This window comes from Pseudomonas sp. BBP2017 (assembly GCF_003024385.1).
In the GTDB taxonomy this organism is placed as follows: Bacteria; Pseudomonadota; Gammaproteobacteria; order Pseudomonadales; family Pseudomonadaceae; genus Aquipseudomonas.
This window is the reverse complement of record NZ_PVZN01000004.1, coordinates 278769-297644: the sequence shown is the minus strand read 5'-3', so window position 1 is coordinate 297644 and position 18876 is coordinate 278769. Positions and strand designations below refer to the sequence as shown.

Annotated in this window: 13 protein-coding genes and 1 pseudogene; 6 read left to right on the top strand and 8 right to left on the bottom strand. The window is 59.8% G+C overall.

The features are described from left to right. Nucleotides 1–110 precede the first annotated feature (110 nt). Entirely contained in the window at nucleotides 111–2417 is a 2307-nt protein-coding gene (locus C6382_RS08475; protein ID WP_371919585.1) for a heavy metal translocating P-type ATPase, read from the bottom strand. 492 nt (nucleotides 2418–2909) lie between these two features. Between C6382_RS08475 and ftsH the strand changes: the two genes are divergently transcribed. After that, entirely contained in the window at nucleotides 2910–4751 is a 1842-nt protein-coding gene (ftsH, locus tag C6382_RS08470) for an ATP-dependent zinc metalloprotease FtsH (RefSeq protein ID WP_107024057.1), read from the top strand. A 31-nt stretch (nucleotides 4752–4782) separates the two neighbouring features. Here ftsH and C6382_RS08465 read toward each other — a convergent pair whose 3' ends face one another. The 5 genes and pseudogenes from C6382_RS08465 to C6382_RS08445 all read right to left on the bottom strand — a co-directional run bounded on the left by C6382_RS08465 (nucleotide 4783) and on the right by C6382_RS08445 (nucleotide 10337). Continuing rightward, nucleotides 4783–7182, bottom strand: coding sequence for a phosphoketolase (locus tag C6382_RS08465; protein WP_107024056.1), 2400 nt, complete (start codon nucleotides 7180–7182; stop codon nucleotides 4783–4785). A gap of 47 nt (nucleotides 7183–7229) precedes the next feature. Beyond that, nucleotides 7230–7367, bottom strand: a complete 138-nt coding sequence (locus C6382_RS24335) for a hypothetical protein (RefSeq protein WP_256589044.1) — start codon at nucleotides 7365–7367, stop codon at nucleotides 7230–7232. A gap of 326 nt (nucleotides 7368–7693) precedes the next feature. Beyond that, nucleotides 7694–7873 (bottom strand): annotated as a pseudogene (locus C6382_RS24330) (universal stress protein); the annotation flags it as partial. Nucleotides 7874–8139: 266 nt separating this feature from the next. After that, entirely contained in the window at nucleotides 8140–9066 is a 927-nt protein-coding gene (locus C6382_RS08450) for a universal stress protein (protein ID WP_107024055.1), read from the bottom strand. Between the two features lie 257 nt (nucleotides 9067–9323). Further along, nucleotides 9324–10337 carry a DNA-binding protein gene (locus tag C6382_RS08445; RefSeq protein ID WP_107024054.1) on the bottom strand — a complete coding sequence of 338 codons (1014 nt, stop codon included), beginning with the start codon at nucleotides 10335–10337 and terminating at the stop codon, nucleotides 9324–9326. Nucleotides 10338–10424: 87 nt separating this feature from the next. Between C6382_RS08445 and C6382_RS08440 the strand changes: the two genes are divergently transcribed. The 5 genes from C6382_RS08440 (at nucleotide 10425) to C6382_RS08420 (ending at nucleotide 16316) form a co-directional block, all read left to right on the top strand. Further along, entirely contained in the window at nucleotides 10425–11555 is a 1131-nt protein-coding gene (locus tag C6382_RS08440) for a site-specific integrase (protein ID WP_107024053.1), read from the top strand. A 94-nt stretch (nucleotides 11556–11649) separates the two neighbouring features. Next, complete coding sequence (locus C6382_RS08435; protein ID WP_107024052.1) at nucleotides 11650–12690, top strand: AraC family transcriptional regulator; 1041 nt, start codon at nucleotides 11650–11652, stop codon at nucleotides 12688–12690. A 230-nt stretch (nucleotides 12691–12920) separates the two neighbouring features. Next, nucleotides 12921–14264, top strand: a complete 1344-nt coding sequence (locus C6382_RS08430; protein WP_107024051.1) for an MFS transporter — start codon at nucleotides 12921–12923, stop codon at nucleotides 14262–14264. A 40-nt stretch (nucleotides 14265–14304) separates the two neighbouring features. Continuing rightward, nucleotides 14305–15024 (top strand): nitroreductase, encoded by a 720-nt coding sequence (locus C6382_RS08425; RefSeq protein WP_107024050.1) that lies wholly within the window; start codon nucleotides 14305–14307, stop codon nucleotides 15022–15024. 29 nt (nucleotides 15025–15053) lie between these two features. Further along, complete coding sequence (locus tag C6382_RS08420) at nucleotides 15054–16316, top strand: OprD family porin (RefSeq protein ID WP_107024049.1); 1263 nt, start codon at nucleotides 15054–15056, stop codon at nucleotides 16314–16316. A 69-nt stretch (nucleotides 16317–16385) separates the two neighbouring features. Here C6382_RS08420 and C6382_RS08415 read toward each other — a convergent pair whose 3' ends face one another. Both C6382_RS08415 and C6382_RS08410 read right to left on the bottom strand, forming a co-directional pair. Then, nucleotides 16386–17216 carry a zinc ribbon domain-containing protein gene (locus tag C6382_RS08415; RefSeq protein WP_146146900.1) on the bottom strand — a complete coding sequence of 277 codons (831 nt, stop codon included), beginning with the start codon at nucleotides 17214–17216 and terminating at the stop codon, nucleotides 16386–16388. Between the two features lie 8 nt (nucleotides 17217–17224). Beyond that, nucleotides 17225–18868 carry a fatty acid--CoA ligase gene (locus C6382_RS08410; RefSeq protein WP_107024047.1) on the bottom strand — a complete coding sequence of 548 codons (1644 nt, stop codon included), beginning with the start codon at nucleotides 18866–18868 and terminating at the stop codon, nucleotides 17225–17227. Nucleotides 18869–18876: the final 8 nt, after the last annotated feature.

Sequence of the window (18876 nt, the reverse complement as noted above, 5' to 3'; positions counted from 1 at the left end):
CGCAAAGCGCTGCGTTCACGACGCCCTGAACCTTGACGTTAAACCGCCTGGGCGCTTGATATTTTTCAACCGAGTTTCTGCCAGACCTGCCCTTGTTGAATAAAGCGCGGCTAACGTCGGTCCAGGTACCGGAACAGTTCTTCCTCTTGGTTGAAATGCAGGCTGACCAGCGTGTCCAGACGGATCAACTGATGTTGGATGTTATCGGCCGTCACGGTGGGAGGGTTAGCGTTGAAATCACTGCTCATACGAACCAGCAATTGGATCAGTCGGAAGATCTCCCGATGGGTGTGGCTCATGGCGAACAACGGATCCTCACCTGGCAGGCTTCGCCCCAGCAGCGGGTACAATGTCCGTTCATCGTCGCGCTCATGGCGGACCAGCAGCGTCTGAAGTGCGTCGACCAACTTGTGCAGGTCAGCATGGGCCTGATCGGGAGAACGGAGGGCGAAGTCGCGGGCCATTTGTCGTAGATTGCTCAGTACGCCTGCCAACTGCTGATGTTCGCTGTGCAACTGGTCGATATACGTCATGGCTATGCCTGCTCGCTTGAGCCCTTTGAGCGGCCCCAGGGCCCGCAAGGCATTGAAGATGATCGCGACATCGATTCCTTCCTGCACCATCGCACCTACCAACGGAGGCAGGTAGCCCGCCGCCGCCACGACCATGGCCAGCGCTGACAGTCCCATTCCCACCCACACCCCTTGCCGGGCGATGTGAACAGCATGACGAGCGATATCCAGCGCCTCGATCAGCCGATCCAGACGATCCACCAGCAGCACCACGCCTGCTGCTTGCACTGAGGCCGTTAACCCGCCTGCGCCCATGGCGATACCCACGTTCGCGGCTGCCAACGCCGGGGCATCGTTGATGCCATCACCGATCATCGCGGTACTGCCGTATCGACAACCTTCCTGCACCAGCCGCACCTTGTCCGCGGGGGTCAAACCCGCGCGAAGCTCGTCGATCCCGGCGGACAAAGCGACCATCTCGGCAGTTTGCAAACGATCCCCAGTGAGCATGACGATCCTTTCGATGCCACGGTTGCGCAGGCGCCGCAACGTCTGGGGCGTTTCCCTGCGTACCTCGTCCACAAACCTCAGTAAACCCGCCAGCCGTCCCTGGACAGCAACGAAACTACCGCTGCAGCCCAGGTAATCCATCTGACGCAAGCTGGCCATTGCCCAGTCGCTGGCAGCTGCCTGCTCATGCACGTACTCCAAAGCCCCCAGGCGCACCTGCTGGCCGTCTACCTCACCGGATAATCCCAACCCTGGGCTTTCCTGCACCTGTTGAGGTTTTACTAGCGGCAAATGATGCTGACGCGCGGCATCGACAATCGCCCTGGCAATCGGGTGGGTGGAGGCCTGGGCCAGCGAAGCGGCTAGTTTCAGCAGGTGTAGCGGCTCACCCTGGCCGTTTAGTTCGATCGACTGCAGGCCGGCATGGCCGCTCGTCAGCGTACCGGTCTTGTCGAGAAACACCTGCTTGATACCAGCCAGGGACTCCAGGGTCAGGCCATCCCTGATCAATACTCCGCGCCGTGCCGCACGGGATATACCCGACAAAATGGCGATCGGCACAGCCAGAATCAGGGGACATGGTGTGGCAACCACCAGTACCGCAAGCACACGTAAAGGGTCACCACTCAAAACCCAGGCGACCCCTGCGGTCAGCAAGGTCAGTGGGATAAACGCCAATGCATACCGGTCAGCCATGCGTACGAAGGGCGCTCGCGACTGCCGCGCAGCCTCGGCCAGGCGCACGATGCCGGCATAGGTGCTTTGGGCTGCCGTATGCGTGGCGACCAGCAGGATGGGGGCACCGGCGTTAGTGACCCCGCTGCGCAGTTGCTCACCGGCATGGCGCGTGACTGGCAATGACTCACCCGTGAGCGCAGACTCGTCCAGGTTGGCAACAGGGCTCTGCAAACGGCCATCCACCGGCAGCACCTCACCCAGCCTGACCAGTACAGTCTGTCCTGGCTTGAGCTGCTCCACGGGAACTTCGCGCAGCCCATCGGCTTCCTGGATCGAGGCATATCGCGGCGCCCGCTCAATCAGTGCCCGCAGCTCCCGTTCAGCGTACTGTTTGCTTAAAGATTCCAAGGTCCGTCCCGTGGCCAGCATGAGCGCCACAACCGCCGCCACGAGCATCTGCTCCATGACGAGTGCGGCGCAGATCGACAGCAAAGCGATCAGGTCTACACCGGCCTCTTTTCGGGCCAGGCGCTGGATGATTTCCATCAACAGCACCGCCCCCATCAAATAGCTTCCGGCCGCCCAGCTGAGCAAGGCCCATTGCTGGCGCTGCGCAACGTATGCGGCTGCCCCGGCCAACAAGGTCAAGGCACACACTGCCAACAGTAAAGGGTTGTGCCATTTGTCGAGCACAACTCGCCAGCGTTGTGCATTCATCGCACAGGCTCCAATGGCGGCTTCGGTAGTTTGCTACTTGCGGTTTTTCTCCTCCTGCAGCCCTAGGAGCTGTTCCCTGTTCTGGTTGGCAACGCGCAACGCCTCGGTGGCCATCTACAGGGTGATGCCCTCACGTGACAGGGACAGGAAGTAGTGCTCCGATTATCTGGCTCTGTGTGCCCACTCATCTGATTTTTGTCAACCCGGCCGGGCCTGGGCTGCGCGCTATCGACCCTGTACCGGGTTTGACATAAGTCAATCGCGGCCAAGCGTTAGAGGGTAGAAACCTTGATTAAGGGCAGCTTACCCATATCCCTTTTTCCGAAAAATCAGTGCCGAACTTGATTGCACGGCTAATTGTGGAACGGGCTGCCTGGCCAGCGCCGGCGGGGAGGAAAAGTTGAAGATTACCTACTGATTGCCTGACCCGGCGGGGTGCAAATCCGGCAGACAAACCCGCCTACCGGGTGTTTTCGCCTCAGGAGCACGATCATGAATAAAGATCAGCCATGGAAGCTGTACTACCTGGCGATCGCGCTAGCGGTGCTCGCCTTCATCCAGTTCGGCTTATTTACCCGCCCGACGGTGCAGACCATACCGTACAGTCAGTTCCTGCAATTGCTAGAAGAGCAGAAGGTCAGCGATCTACGGGTCGAGCAGAATCGTATCGTCGGTAAGCTGCTCGTGCCCATCGATGGTCATGATCAGTTTTCCACGGTGCGCGTCGCCCCGGCATTGTCCGAGCAGCTCGGCCGCGCAGGTGTCACCTTCACTGGCGTCGCTGATCGCTCTAGCGCGGGGCCGCTGCTGGAGTGGTTGTTGCCCTTGCTCATCATGCTGGGGGTTTGGCATTTCCTGCTGCGAGGGCTGGCCGATAAACAAGGGCTGGGAGGGCTCATGACCGTGGGTAAGTCACGGGCCAAGGTGTACGTATCGCACGATACCAAGGTAACTTTCGCCGACGTGGCAGGCATCGACGACGTCAGGGCCGAGCTGACCGAGATCGTCTCGTTCTTGAAAAACCAGGCGTGGTATTCACGCCTTGGTGCCCATGTCCCCAAGGGCACGCTGTTGGTCGGCCCACCTGGTACCGGCAAGACCCTGGTTGCAAAAGCTATCGCCGGCGAAGCGGCCGTTCCATTTTTTTCGATCTCTGGCTCCGAATTCGTCGAAATGTTTGTTGGCGTCGGTGCCGCCCGTGTACGTGATCTTTTCGATCAGGCGAGGAAGGCCGCGCCGTGCATCATCTTCATTGATGAACTGGATGCGTTGGGCAAAATGCGCGGCATCGGCGCTCTGGGAGGCAATGATGAGAAAGAACAGACGCTCAATCAGCTCTTGGCGGAGCTGGACGGCTTCGACCCGCGGGAGGGGGTAGTACTGCTGGCGGCGACCAATCGACCTGAGGTGCTGGACCCAGCGTTGCTGCGTGCGGGGCGCTTTGACCGGCAGATATTGATCGACCGCCCTGACCGTATCGGTCGCCTGGCGATTCTCAAGGTTCATCTACGTAAGATCGTCGCTGCCCCAGACCTCGACTGCGAGCGTATTGCAGAGATCACCCCCGGCCTCACGGGCGCCGATCTGGCCAATCTGGTGAATGAGGCCGCGATTGTCGCCACACGCCGCGCCAGTCAAAGCGTCGAACTTGAGGACTTTACCATCGCAGTCGAACGGCTGGTTGCCGGGGTAGAACGCAAAAGCAATGTGTTGCGTAGCGATGAACGTCAGACAGTCGCGTACCATGAAATGGGACATGCCCTGGCCGCAAGCAGCCTGCCAGCGATGGATCCGGTGCATAAAGTGTCGATCATTCCCCGCGCCGCCGGCTCGCTGGGCTACACCCTGCAACGCCCCACCGACGATCGTTTTCTGCTCAGTTGCCAAATGCTCAAAGATCGCATCACGGTATTGATGGCTGGGCGTGCCGCAGAGGACCTGGTCTTCGGCCAAATCTCCACGGGCGCAGCCGATGATCTGGGGCGTGCCACTGATATTGCCCGCCAACTGATCACACGGTTTGGCATGAGCGCTGAACTCGGACAGTCAGTGCTAGAACGCCAACAAGCCACTTACCTTGGCGAATCAATCCACAAGCATATGGACAAAGATTACTCGGAACAGACCGCCCGGGAAATTGATCTGGGCATCCGTGCCTTGCTTGACGAGGCCTATGGCAGAGCCAAGACGCTGCTGGCACAACGACGCGCCGATCTGGATGCCGGTGCCCGGCTGCTACTGGCAAAAGAAACCGTCACTCCTGAAGAGTTTCCCGCACTTTTGCCAACGAAACCGGAGACAGTTGAGAGTCGACTTCTCGATAAGCCGATATGAGTTGTCGCTCGAACGCTCACTCCCACCCTGCCTACTTCCCGGCGCTTTGCACTGGCGTATTAGTGATCGCAGGCGTCCACTGCCAGTTCGTCACTTCAGGCATGTCTTCGCCATGCTCGATCAGGTAGAGCTTGTGCTTTTCCAAGGTGGACCAATAGCGTGCCCTTGCCTGCTCGACGCGATCCTGCAGACGCGGCACCCGTTCGAAGACATCCAGCGCCAGCTGAAAACGATCCAGATTGTTGATCACCGCCATGTCGAACGGCGTTGTAGTCGCCCCTTCTTCGCGAAAGCCGCGCACATGAAAGTTCTCATGATTGGGGCGCTTGTACACCAGCCTGTGTATCAGTGCCGGATAACCGTGAAAGGCAAAAATTACCGGTTTATCCCGGGTAAACAGCTCAATGAATTCGTTGTCAGGCAAGCCATGAGGATGTTGCTGGGACGGTTGCAGCACCATGAGGTCGACAACATTGACCACCCTGATACGCAAGTCAGCGACTTGCTCGCGCAACAAAGTCACGGCGGCCAGTGTTTCCAGCGTCGGCACGTCGCCCGCGCAGGCCATCACCACATCAGGGTCGTCATCGTCCAGGCATGCCCAGGCCCAACGGCCGATGCCGCGCTGGCAATGGCGGGCCGCCGCGTCAATGTCTAGCCATTGCCATTGCGGCTGTTTGCCCGCCACGATGAGGTTGATGTAGTTACGACTGCGCAGACAGTGGTCGACCACCGAGAGCAAGCAGTTGGCGTCCGGTGGCAGATAGATCCTCGCTACATCGGCTTTCTTGTTGGCCAGCAGATCGAGAAAACCAGGATCCTGGTGCGAAAAACCATTGTGATCCTGACGCCAGACATGGGACGTCAAAAGACAGTTGAGCGAGGCAACGGGTTTGCGCCATGGCACTTCGGCGGCAATTTTTAGCCACTTGGCATGTTGAATGATCATCGAGTCGACGATGTGCATGAAGGCTTCATAGCAGGACAGTAAGCCATGCCTTCCGGTCAAGACGTAGCCTTCGAACCAGCCTTCACAGACCTGTTCGCTCAATATCTCCATGACCCGGCCGTCGGCGGCCAAATGACTGTCGTCCGGGGACAGCGGGTCTATCCAGACCTTGGCCGTTACTTCATAGACTGCATCCAGGCGATTGGATGCCGTTTCGTCCGGGCCGAACAGGCGAAAATTATGTGATAGCAGGTTGTTTTTCATCACATCGCGCAAGTACGTGCCGAGCACGCGCGTAGCCTCGGCACGTAGGCGCCCCGGCGCATCGAGACGCACCGCGTAGTCGGTGAAGCACGGCATGTCCAATGCACGCAGCACTACGCCACCGTTCGCGTGAGGGTTGGCGCTCATGCGTCGACGCCCAGTGGGGGCAAGCGCTGCGATGTCAGGCAGCAGTGCACCATCAGTGTCGAATAGCTCGCCGGGGCGGTAGCTCTCCAACCAGTCCTGAAGCTGTAAAAGGTGTTGTGGCTTGTCGAGTTCGGCGAGCGGTAGTTGATGTGCACGCCAGGTGCCTTCCACGTGGTGGCCATCGACGAATTTTGGCCCTGTCCAGCCCTTTGGCGTACGCAGTACCAGCATTGGCCAGGCAGGTCGCTCCACTTGTTGCCCTGTACCGGCTTGCCGCGCCTTGCGCTGAATCTCCCGGATCCTCTCAAGTATCGTATCCAATGTCCTGGCCAAGGCTCGGTGGACCTCCAAGGGCTCATCGCCCTCGACAAAATAGGGATCGTAACCATAGCCATACAAGAGGCTGGATAGCTCGTCTTCGCTGATTCTGGACAGCACCGTCGGGTTGGCGATCTTGTAGCCATTGAGGTGCAGCACAGGCAGAACCGCGCCATCCCTGGCCGCATTGAGAAACTTGTTGGAATGCCAACTGGCCGCCAGTGCGCCCGTTTCGGCTTCGCCATCGCCAATAACACAGGCCACGATCAGGTCAGGATTGTCGAATGCGGCACCATAAGCATGGGCCAGCGAGTAGCCCAGCTCGCCACCTTCGTGTATGGACCCGGGTATCTGCGCAGAAACATGGCTGCCGATCCCGTACGGCCAGGAAAACTGCCGGAACAACCGATTCAAACCCAGGGTGTTGCGTTCCACTGCCGGGTACAGCTCTGTATAGGTACCTTCCAGGTAAGTCTGGGCCACGATAGCCGGGCCACCATGGCCCGGGCCTGCGATAAACATGATGTTCAAGTCATGTTGCCTGATCAGGCGATTCAAATGTGTGTAGATCAGGTTCAGCCCGGGCGATGTGCCCCAGTGCCCCAGTAACCTGGGTTTTATGTGCCCCAGGTTTAGCGGGGCTTTCAACAAAGGATTGTCCTTGAGGTAGATTTGCCCGACCGTAAGGTAGTTTGCGGCACGCCAGTAGGCGTCCAGCGATTCCAGCTCTTCAGTGCTCAGAAAACCGTTCATGATCAACCTCTTGCGCCCGGTGTGCTGCCAAAGTACCGAAAGGACAATCAACCTGTGGCGTTTACCATCGCAGCCCTATAGGTCCTGGGCGCGAACGTCATGCTCATCATGCGAGCAGCCGCATAGATGCAGATGCCGGGCGGCGCGGTGACCACATCCCGGTTGCAATATTTACCAATGGACATGTTGTTTATCCTTTACACAGTGTTGACCCAATGCTCTGCCAAGACGACGCGCTACAAACAGCCGCCCGGGTAGCGCAGTGAAAGGCGGGCTGGAACCAGACCTCACGGGTACTTTTTGGGCTACTTCGGACATGCTGACCTCCTCGGCCCAGTAATGGCTGCATCCCAAGGAGACGTCTCAATACTGCAGCTGGACCCGTTCCTGCGTTTGATCTTTATCAACTACGGCATTGCGGCCATCAAACGACATCCTGAGGAATATCAAAGCGACCACCGACAGCCCTTCTAGCATGGGTAAATGCCTGAAGAGTCCTACGTAGCGCCCTGGTCTGGATCAGGCAGGGGTGGACGGCCAATACGCTACAGGGCAGCTTGCTGACGATCCGTTCAGTGGCGTCCCCAAGCAGTTTGTCCAGCCCCTTGGGCTGTACTACCCCCATTACTACAACATCAATATCCAAAGCGCGGACCTGCTCACGGATTGCCTGCACCGCAGCGCCGCTGACCTGCGCCAATGCCCGCGCCCTGCGCAAGGCGACCGAATGTCTGTCTACCTCGGTAAGCAGTACAAGTAGCTGTCGATACTGGCCCATTGCAAACCTCCAGCCGGACGCGGCGATGATGGTATCTACCATTGATCATCGAAGCCTCTGGCGAGCGTTGCTTGATGCAGATCAGAAAAATGGCGCCTGTACGCCGGAGCGGGACAGGCGTTTTATGGCCGACGCTTTCGCTTCAATGAACGAAGGCCGCGCTCAAGGGGCCTTGCTCATCAACCCTGGAAATGCTCAGGCGAGATAACCAGTGCGCTGCTGGGCAGCTTGTACAAGACTCGCTCTGCTGTACTACCGATGAACCCACCGATACCTCGATGGTGGTAACGCCCCATGACCACCACATCGATGTCGTGATTTTCAGCAAACACTGCCAGCACCTTGGCTGGATCACCCATGCGCAAGTGGCAGTGCTCGGCATCAATACCATTGCGCTCGGCCAGGTCCTGAAACGCCTTTCTCTGAGCTTCGTGCAGGGTTCGGGTCAAGCTTGAGTCGTAAAAGAAAGAGCGCTCCCCATAGCCGTCCGCATCCTGGTACATGGCGCCAATGTCATGAACGTATAACAACTCCACCTGCCCATTGCATTGCAGGGCCAGCTTCAAGGCTTCACTGATGATGTGCTCGTTGAACCCTTCATATTGGTCTTCAGGTGCAGACAGGTCGACCGCCGCCAGTATTGTACGCGGCAGGGCATGGTTGGCTTTTCGGACGAAATGCAACGGCACCCGGCACTCGCGCAGCAGTTGCACGTCCAGCGGGGTGAACATCGCCCGCATCCACCATGATTCGTGTTCAAGCGCCTTGATAAGCATGGCAAACGGTTGTTCACGTAAATGGATCAATATTTCGTCCAGAGCGTGCTGCACCCAGACCACCTCCGTGGTCACCGTCAGACCAGTACGCCGCATAGGCACTGCCTGGGTCTCCAGCCACTGGCGATGCTGCTTTACGTACCCCTCGCGCATCACGGCCAGCGCTTGCTCATTGACCAGGCCAGCCGAGGCCAGGCCTTCGAGATAATCGAACGCCAGGATGTGCAATGCCATGCCTTTGGCCTTGGCCAGTGCTGCGGCGCGATCAAAGGCTGGTGCGTGACGCATCAGCGGGGAAGCAACCAGCAAGAGTCTTTGCGTATTGGCCATGGCACACCTCGGTTGCGCAAATCGGCTCTTCAATACTGTTCCCCGGCTCGCCCGCGCACTTGATCTTTATCAAAACCACGACTGCCGACACCGCAGGCATACCGTCGCATGGTATGTGCTTCCAATTTAACGCCGATCAACATCTCGCCGATTTCCGGCGCACGCTAGCGGAAAACAACAAGTGTCACTTCGCGTTCCGCAAGTGTGACCATGGCTCAATTGAAAGCTGCGGTATGGCGCAGGGGCTTGCCATCGCTTCAGCGAGGCTTCGGCGTCTTGCCGGGTCGCGGCGAACGCACTGTAACGGTGGTGGAGCTAACGGTGGCCATCAGCTGTTCGTTCAAGGTCTGGGCTCGGGCCTGTGCCGCCGCCGCTTGCTCGCGAACACCTGCCAGCTCGCCCTGCGTACAGTGTAATTGTTGCTGCAGGCCCAGACAGCGTTCACTTGCTTCGGCGCCCGCCTGACGGGCTAGCACCAGTTGGTCACCCAGGGCTTGGGCCTGGGCCTGGGCGGTGGCGCGCTGCTCACGCGCCTCGGCCAGCTCAGTCTGGCCCGACTGCAGCAACTGCTGCACGGCCTGCAGACGGCCATTGGCCTCCTTCAACTGGGTGGCCAGGGCTTTGCTCTCCCCCCGGGCCCGATCAATCTCGCGATACGACCGGTCTTCGACGTCGCGGGTGTAGCGCTGCTGCTCTTCGCGCGCCTGGTCGGCTTGCTGCCGGCTGACCTGCAATTGCTGGTGGGCCTCGCGCAACAGCTCGCGCGCTTCGTCGCGCTGCCCCAACAGCTCTTCACGTTGCTGACGCAGGTCATCGATCTGCACCAGACGCTGGGCCAGCAGTAGTTCCAGGTCGGCCAGCCGGGTCTCGGCGACTTGGCGCGCCGCCTGCGCTTCGACCGTTTGCTGGCGGGCTTGTGCTGCTTCCAGTCGGGCCCTGGCTTCCAGTGCGGCCAACTGCTCGCGCTCATCGGCCAGCACCTGACGCTGGCCGGCCAGTGATTGTTCGACCACGGCCTGAGCCAACGTGGATGCCTGTTGCCAAATGGCGACGAAGGCTTGCGCCACCTCCGCCGGCAGCCCGGGCAGCCGGGTCTCACCGCGCAGGCGCCCGGCCAGCTGTTCCCACCATTGATCGAGCAAGGCGCCGACCCGCGCCGGGCTGCCGCGCCCCAACTCCAGGCGCACCCGTTCCACCGTCGGCCGCTCGCCGCGGGCCAGCACCGCGTCCGCTGCGGCAAACACGTCATTTTCCGGTACGCCTACCGCCATGCCCTGCCCTCCGCTATATTAGGTCTGATAATTAAATCTTATCCGACCTAATAATGTAAAAACCACGCTTATAATACGTTGAACGTAATGAATAATACAGATCCAGTACATCTGCCGCTGGTTGCCCCGCTGACAGTGCATGAGCTAGCGGAAAGCACCCGCGCCGCCGCCGAAGCGTTCGTCGCCGCCGGTACCGCCGCCAACACCGTGCGCAGCTACCGCAGCGCCCTTGCCTACTGGGCCGCCTGGCTACAACTGCGCTACCACCGCGCACTCGGTGACGGCGCTCTGCCACCCGAGGTCGCTGTGCAGTTCATCGTTGATCACCTGGCGCGCCCGGATGACACCGGCGGCTGGAGCCACCTACTGCCGGCCAGCGTGGACGCCGCACTGGTCGCCACTGGGGCCAAGGGCAAGCTCGGGCCATTGGCCTTCAATACGGTCAGTCACCGCCTGGCCGTCCTGGCCAAATGGCACCGGCTGAAGCAGTGGGACAATCCAGTCGAACAACCAGCGGTGAAAACCCTGCTGCGCGAGGCGCGCAAGGCCCAGGCCCGTCAGGGCGTATCAATCCGGAAAAAAACGGCGGTGGTGCTGGAGCCGTTGCAGGCGATGCTCGCCACCTGCAGTGATGGGGTCCGCGGGGTGCGCGACCGCGCCCTGCTGCTGCTGGCCTGGAGCGGCGGCGGCCGGCGCCGCTCGGAAGTGACCGGTCTGCAGGTCGAGGACCTGCGCCGCCTGGATGCCGACACCTGGTTGTACGCGCTCGGCGCAACCAAGACCGACACCGACGGCGTGCGCCGGGAGAAACCGCTGCAGGGGCCAGCGGCGCAGGCCCTGAATGCCTGGCTGGCAGTGGCGCCGGCCAACCACGGTCCGTTGTTCCGTCGCTTGTACAAGGGCGGGCGGGTCGGCAGTACCGGGCTGTCCGGCGACCAAGTCGCGCGCATCGTCAAACGTCGTGCTCAACTGGCAGGGCTTGAGGGGGATTGGGCCGCGCACAGCCTGCGCTCGGGCTTCGTCACCGAAGCCGGTCGCCAGGGTGTGCCGCTCGGCGAAGTCATGGCCATGACCGAACACCGCAGCGTCAGCACGGTAATGAGTTACTTTCAGGCCGGCTCGCTGCTGGGCAGCCGGGCCAGCCAGCTGTTGCCCGCCTCGCCCGGAGTGCCCGAGCTGCCCTCCGGGGCAAACAATGGCGCCGAACCCTGCCCCTAAAATGCCGTTGGCATATGCAAAAATGCGCACTCCACACCGTATGACCATCTGTTAAGTTTCCTCCCGGGTTCTACCACCGGATGGAGATGAACAGATGCTTGCTGCCTATAAAGGAACCACCTCCATCAGCCTGGTGCGTGAAGCCCTTTATGGCGCAACCCAGCGTGGCCTGGACATATCCCTTCCCCTGCAGCAGGCGCATATCGACCCACAACTGCTCTGCTCTGCTAATGCTCGAGTGTGTGCCTCTTCGTTCTCACGGCTGTGGGTAGCCCTGTCGCACATGCTCGACGATGAGTTTTTCGCAATCGACAGCCACCCGCTGCGCCGCGGCAGCTTTCGGCTCATGTGCCACGCAACCATAGGTTGTGATTCGCTGGAGCAGGCCTTACGGCGGATTCTGGCCTTCCTGCGCCTGGGGCTCGATGACCTGTACGGTGAACTGCACCTGGACGGCGACTCGGCGTCGATCATCATCCAAGACCATGGCGTGGAGCGCAGGCTGTTCAGCTATGGCACCTGGCTGATTCTGGTACACGGGCTGCTGTGCTGGCTCGGCAACCGCAGAATTCCGTTGCAGGCGCTGAGCTTCCGCTCGCCGCGCCCGGATGACGACAGCGACTACCGCATGCGTTTCTGTGAGCACATCGAGTTTGCGGCCCCGGTGACCAGAGCCTGCTTTGACGCGTGTTTTCTAAACCTGAAGGTAGCCCAGACGCCTGAGAGCCTCGCCACCTTCCTTAAAGAATCGCCGGCAAGTCTGTTGGTCAAATACCGCAACGACGCCAGTTTAAGTGCCCAGATCAGGCAGCGGCTACGCAACCATACTCCGGAAAACTGGCCAGCACTGGATGAAGTGGCCAATCATTTGCGCATGTCCAGCTCTACCCTGCAGCGGCGCTTGCAGGCTGAGGGGGTCAGTTACCAGGGGCTCAAGGACAACCTCAGGCGCGACATGGCCATCAATTTTCTCGGGCAGTCGAATCTGACCGTTTGTGAAATTGCCGCCCAGGCAGGCTTTCAGGAAACCAGTGCGTTTCACCGGGCTTTCAAGAAATGGACCGGCGTAAGCCCCGGCGCCTACCGCCGTTCGAGTAGCGATGAACAGGGGGCGTACCGTCAGTCCCGGCTCTGACTCAATCGGCAGGCTGGTCCCCTGCCCCCTCTACGCCTTTGCTTGCCCCCTGCCCGCGTCAATGTGCCCAGATCGGTCAAACACATCGACGCCTTTGGGCATGTGCCGCACCGGCAATCGGTCCTAGGATTCGCTGCAGGCTGCGCTGTGGCCCTCACCCGCCCTGGCCAGTTTGCTGACATACGACTGTGCACTTCACAAACAAAAAAAAACAGCGAAGGAGACACGCTATGCAATCGGTGAACATTTATGCGTTGGCGGGGGATTCGAAATTCAATCGTTTCCATGGACGCATCCTCTTCTGGTGCATGCTCATCCTGATCATCGACGGCTATGACCTGGCTGTGGTGGGGGCGGCACTGCCAGCGATCATGCAGGATATGAACGTCGACCCTACCAGCGCCGGCATCATGGCCGGCTCCGCACTGCTGGGTACGATGCTGGGCGCGATCTTCCTTGGAACGCTGGCTGACCGTATCGGTCGTCCGCGGATGATCGCCATCTGCGTGGCGCTGTTCAGCATTTTCACGGCAGTGGCTGGCCTGACCGACAACCCGGTGAGTTTCAGTATTGCCCGTTTCATTGCCGGCCTCGGCATCGGCGGCGTACTGCCGGTATGCACCGCGCAAATGGGCGAGTACTCGCCACTCAAGTTGCGCACCCGCCTGATCACCCTGGTGTTTGCCGGCTACTCGGTGGGCGGCATCCTGGTGGCATTGACTGCCAAGCAATTGATCGAGAGCTACGGCTGGCAGTGGGTGTTCTATGTCGCCGGGCTGCCAGTGCTGCTGATTCCCTTCATTCTCAAAAGCATGCCGCAATCCATTGGCTATTTGCTCAGGACCGGGCGCCAGGAAGAACTGCGCGAAATCGTGCGCAAAATCGAGCCAGGTCGTGCCGTTGCCGACACGATTGTGGTTACCGGCAATGAATCCGTGCAGAAAACCCAGGAAACCCCGGTTCGCGACCTGTTCAAGCAAGGGCGCGGGTTCAGTACGGTGATGATCTGGGCCGCGTTCATGACCGGTCTGTTCATGGTCTATGCCCTTAATTCCTGGCTCACCAAGCTCATGGCAATGGCGGGTTTCAGCCTCGGTTCGGCGCTTAATTTCGTCATCGTTTTCAATCTCGGCTCGATTGCCGGGGCCATGGTCGGCGGCTGGCTGAGCGACAAACTGAGCATCAAGCATGTACTGGTGTGTTTCTACATCACCGGTGCCATCGCCCTCACCCTCCTGGGGTACACCCGCGACACCACGGCGCTGTTCGCAGTGGTGTTCCTGGTGGGCGCTTCTACGCTGGGCACGCAGTTGCTGGCTTACGCCTATGCCGGTGACTTCTATCCGTCCGAGATACGGTCCACCGGTGTCGGCTTTGCCTCCGGCGTTGGTCGCATCGGCGCCATTGTCGCCCCGGTACTGATTGGCTGGCTGGTCTCGTTGAGCCTTCCGCTGCAGCAAAACTTCATGGCCATCAGCCTGGCAGGCCTGATCGGTGCTCTGGCGGTCACCCTGATCAACCAGTCTCGGGCGCAATCGACCCAAGAGAAGAAGGCCCTCGCGCTCTCGCGCTGAACAAATGCCTTGACGCCAGACGCCACCTGCAGGAACGGACATGAACCGATTATCGCCACCGCCAGCCTCTGCACAGCTTGTGAACCACGCGGTTGACTGGGCAATCACCACGCGACGCAGTATCAGGGCATTTCTTCCTGCTCCGGTGCCCCGGGAGGACATTGAGGCCATCCTTGATGTCGCGCGCTTCAGCGCCACAGGGGTAAACATGCAGCCTTGGCATGTTCATGTGCTGACAGGTGAAGTGAAGGCGCGCCTGTCGCGCGCCATTGCCCGGATCGATAACGATCCCAGGTCCGCTGCAAACCATGAGGACCCGTACGCCTACTATCCGCACGAATGGAAAGCGCCCTACCTCGACCGCCGACGGGCAGTGGGTTGGGCGCTCTACGGATTGTTGGGGATCGACAAGGGCGACCAGCCGCGCATGCATGCACAGCACGGGCGCAACTATCAGTTCTTCGACGCTCCGGTGGGCTTGCTGTTCACCATCGACCGCAGCCTTGGTGAGGGCAGCCTGCTCGACTATGGCATGTTCCTGCAAAGCGTGATGGTCGCTGCGCGCGGCCGGGGCCTGCATACCTGTCCACAAGCCTCATTCCTCAAATACCACACCCTCATCTCAGCGCAATTGAGGATCGCGCCTGAGCAGATGCTGGTGTGTGGCATGAGCCTCGGTTACGCGGACCCTGCCAGTATCGAAAACACCTTGGTGACCGATCGGGAACCGGTCAGTGCGTTCGCAACCTTTCACCCCTGATCACAACAACAAAAATAAAGGTGCCTGTAATGTCGAAACACCCTGTGAAGCTGCTGCTCGCCACTGCTGTTGCCGTTCAAGCCCCGGTGGTAATGGCGGACTTTGTAAAGGATGCAAAGGCAAGCCTTGAGCTGCGCAACTTCTACTACAACCGCGACTTTCGCAACGACGACGCACGCCAGAACAAGCGCGACGAATGGGGTCAGGGTTTCATCCTCAATCTGCAGTCGGGCTTTACCGAAGGGACGCTCGGCTTTGGTGTCGATGCCCTCGGCCTGCTCGGGGTAAAACTGGACTCCAGCCCTGATCGTACGGGTTCAGGCCTGCTGGCCTACGACTCGGAACGCAATGTCGAGGACGCGTACAGCAAGATGACGCTGACCGCCAAGGCCCGCCTGGCTAAAAGCGAACTGCGCATCGGCGGTATAAACCCGGTCATGCCCCTGCTTTCAAGCAACAACAGTCGCCTGCTGCCTCAGGTATTTCGCGGCGGTATCCTGGTCTCCAACGACCTCGCGCCCTTGACCTTCTCGGCGCTGCGGGTAAACGCGGTCAAGCAACGCAACTCCACCGATTTCGAATCACTGACCGCAACCGGCTATGCGCCGGTAGAGGCCGATCACTACTCCTACCTGGCATTCGACTACAAAGTACTGCCGACGCTGAGCCTGAGCTATCACGTGGCCGAGCTTGAGGACTTGTACCGTACCAACTATTTCGGCATGAAATTGAACCAGCCGTTGTCGAGCGGTGCGGTTATCGCCGATGTGCGCCTGTTCGATGCCAATGAGACCGGCGATGAAGGCGTCGGTGAAGTCGACAACCGCACCCTCACCAGTTACCTGGCCTACAGCCTCAAGGGTCATACCCTTGGCGGCGGCTACCAGAAGGCCTGGGGCGATACCCCGTTTGCGTTCGTCAACGGCACCGACACTTACATTTTCGCAGAATCGCTGGTGAGTACCTTCACCGCTGCCAATGAGCGCGTCTGGTACGCCCGCTACGACTTCGACTTCGCCGCAGTGGGTGTTCCCGGGCTGACCTTGGGGGTCAAATACGCCAAGGGTGAAGACGTCGACCCGACGATGGTCAATACCGCACAAGCGGCAGGGCTTCGGGCCAGCGGTGAGTCAGGCAAGGAATGGGAACGGATGACCGACATCACTTATGTGGTCCAGGGCGGGCCGGTGAAGGGACTTGCAGTGCAATGGCGCAACTCCACCAACCGTTCCACCTATGCCGACAGTGCCAACGAGAACCGCCTGATTCTGCGTTATACGTTCAACTACTAGGGGCCCTCTACCCTAGCGGCATCGCGGGCCGGGCCCGCGATGAGGTCAATGCTTTTGTGCCGCCTGCATTCACTCGGGCGGGATGGGATCAACCGAAAACCACGATCCCATCGCTTGAGTGATCCCTGCTCTGAATTCCACAAAACCATGCCGGTAGCGTTCTTCTTTGACGACCATGTCCGCAAACCGCTTTTGGATCTCCCGGTGATCGGCGCCGGCTGACCCGGCCGCCATTGCGACACTGGCAACGGTCTGAATTTCTTCACCGGAGGCCCGGCTGCCATCGCCGGCGGCAAAAATGGCGATGCTGGTCAACTGGCCGGTTTCTTTGTCCACGGAGCCCGTCAGAGTAACGAAAGGGCCTATTTGGGCGTTGAGAAAGTCAATGGCCTCACCTTTTTCAATATTCGCCGGATCAATGGCATAAGGCATATCGAGCGCTTTTAGTGTCGCATTCAGGCGATCGGCGTAGTGTTTTGGCGTGAGCCCCAGGGTCTGGTAATAGACGATCTGACTGCCCTCAACAAAAACCGCCGACCGAGGGCCGGTGTTTTGCTCACCCACTATAGGCGCAGCCGGGGCGATGGGACGGGTGCTCCACTTCGAAACCAGCGACCCGATAACCAGCACGACCGCGACGAGGGCGATCAGCTTCAACTGCTTGGCCGTGTTCACCGCCGGGTAGTCCTCGCCGCAGGCCGGGCAGGCTCTTGCATCAGGTTCTACTGGTTTTTTGCACGACTTGCACAGCGTAACGGCCATAACAGAATGCCCTTCTCTTCCTTGAATGCATGGGCGAGAACGCTGATTGCAACGCTCAGCGTTCTCGCAGCCCGCCAGTTTAATGAATATTGCCAAGCCAGCAAAGGTAACTGACCGCCACATGGCATCGCGGGACAAGCCGGCTCCTAGCGGGCATGCATCTCACGGATCAGCTTCTTGTTGATCTTGCCGACACTGGTTTTCGGAATCTCGTCCACAAATCGTACTTGCCGTGGCACTGCCCATTTGTTCAGGGAGCCGCTGTCGACAAACTGTTGCAGGTGCTGCGCGAGGGATTGCAGGTCCAGTTGTGCACCTGCGACGCAAACCACCAGGGCCAATGGTTGTTCGCCCCATTGCGCATCGGCAATCCCCACCACCGCCACCGAATCGACGCTAGGGTGCTGGCTGATCAAGCTTTCCAGCGCCACCGAACTGATCCACTCACCGCCTGTCTTGATGACGTCCTTGATGCGGTCACGAATCTGCACTACACCTCGATCATTGATACAGGCCATGTCGCCGGTGTGCATCCAGCCTTCGGCCCATAAAGCAGCGCCTTGCTCGGGCTCTTTCAGGTAACCCTGGGTAAGCCAGGGTGCGCGCACCACCACCTCACCGAGACTTTCACCGTCATGCACCACCTCATGGCCCTGCTCATTGACAATGCGCAGGTCCACCAGCGGAATCGGCACACCGGCGTTGATCCGTAGCGGCACCTGCTGCTCCATGGGCAGTGCCAGATCTTCGGGGCCCAGGCTCGTCAGGCATAGCAGCGGACAACTCTCGGACATCCCGTAACCGCAGTGCACCCGTATGCCGCGTGCGCTCGCCCGTGTCGCTAACCCCTGGGTCAGGGCGCTGCCGCCGAGGAGCATTTTCCAGCCATCAAGGTCGGTTTTTCGGCCTTCTTCACAGTCGAGCATCATCTGCAGCAAGGTCGGTACACAGTGGGAGAATGTCACCTGCTCTACACGGAACAAGCGCACCAACTGGTTGGGTTCGTAGCGCCCGGGATACACCTGCTTGATCCCAAGGGCGGTGGCGACATACGGCACGCCCCAGGCATGCACATGGAACATCGGGGTGATCGGCATGTACACATCGCCCGAACGCAGCAAGGGTTCGCCCCCGCAAGCGGCGAACGTGCCCAGTTCGTTTAGCGTATGCAGCACCAACTGGCGATGGGTGAAATAAACGCCCTTGGGGTTACCGGTGGTGCCAGTGGTGTAGAACAGGGTCGCCAGCGAGTTCTCATCGAAGTCGGGGAATTCGAACTGACTGTCGGCTGCCGCCAGCAACGCCTCGTACTCACCCCGCACAGGTAACTCAGTGGCGCAGGGCTCGGCGTCGCTAAAGCGGACAAAGCCCTCGACCGTTTGTAGCTTACCCTGCAACTGTTCCATCAACGGCAGGAAGTCATCATGCACCAGCACCAAGCGGTCCTCGGCATGGTTCATGGTGTAGCGAATCTGTTCGGCGGACAGGCGCACATTGACCGTGTGCAGCACCGCACCGATCATCGGCACGGCAAAAAAGCACTCCAGTGCGCGGTGACTGTCCCAATCGAGCAAGGCCACGGTATCGCCAGGTTTGACCCCGGCCTGGACCAGCACATTGGCCAGGCGCTGGATACGCTCCATCAAGGTGGTGTAGGTGTAGCGCAGCTTGTCGGCGTAGACGATTTCCTGACCGGGTTGATAGCGCACGCCGGAAAGCAGCAGGCGCTTGATCAGCAGCGGATAGGTATAGGCCCCGGGTGCCGGGGCAATGACGCGGGTGTTGATCATCTCAGGGT

Excerpts from the sequence above, each read along its gene's own strand:
- C6382_RS08430 (WP_107024051.1), top strand. The coding sequence starts at position 12,921 with ATGCAATCGGTGAACATTTATGCGTTGGCGGGGGATTCGAAATTCAAT.
- C6382_RS24335 (WP_256589044.1), bottom strand. The coding sequence starts at position 7,367 with ATGTCCATTGGTAAATATTGCAACCGGGATGTGGTCACCGCGCCGCCC.
- C6382_RS08450 (WP_107024055.1), bottom strand. The coding sequence starts at position 9,066 with ATGGCCAATACGCAAAGACTCTTGCTGGTTGCTTCCCCGCTGATGCGT.
- C6382_RS08440 (WP_107024053.1), top strand. The coding sequence starts at position 10,425 with ATGAATAATACAGATCCAGTACATCTGCCGCTGGTTGCCCCGCTGACA.
- C6382_RS08475 (WP_371919585.1), bottom strand. The coding sequence starts at position 2,417 with ATGAATGCACAACGCTGGCGAGTTGTGCTCGACAAATGGCACAACCCT.
- C6382_RS08465 (WP_107024056.1), bottom strand. The coding sequence starts at position 7,182 with ATGAACGGTTTTCTGAGCACTGAAGAGCTGGAATCGCTGGACGCCTAC.
- C6382_RS08420 (WP_107024049.1), top strand. The coding sequence starts at position 15,054 with ATGTCGAAACACCCTGTGAAGCTGCTGCTCGCCACTGCTGTTGCCGTT.
- C6382_RS08410 (WP_107024047.1), bottom strand. The coding sequence starts at position 18,868 with ATGATCAACACCCGCGTCATTGCCCCGGCACCCGGGGCCTATACCTAT.
- C6382_RS08425 (WP_107024050.1), top strand. The coding sequence starts at position 14,305 with ATGAACCGATTATCGCCACCGCCAGCCTCTGCACAGCTTGTGAACCAC.
- C6382_RS08445 (WP_107024054.1), bottom strand. The coding sequence starts at position 10,337 with ATGGCGGTAGGCGTACCGGAAAATGACGTGTTTGCCGCAGCGGACGCG.
- ftsH (WP_107024057.1), top strand. The coding sequence starts at position 2,910 with ATGAATAAAGATCAGCCATGGAAGCTGTACTACCTGGCGATCGCGCTA.
- C6382_RS08435 (WP_107024052.1), top strand. The coding sequence starts at position 11,650 with ATGCTTGCTGCCTATAAAGGAACCACCTCCATCAGCCTGGTGCGTGAA.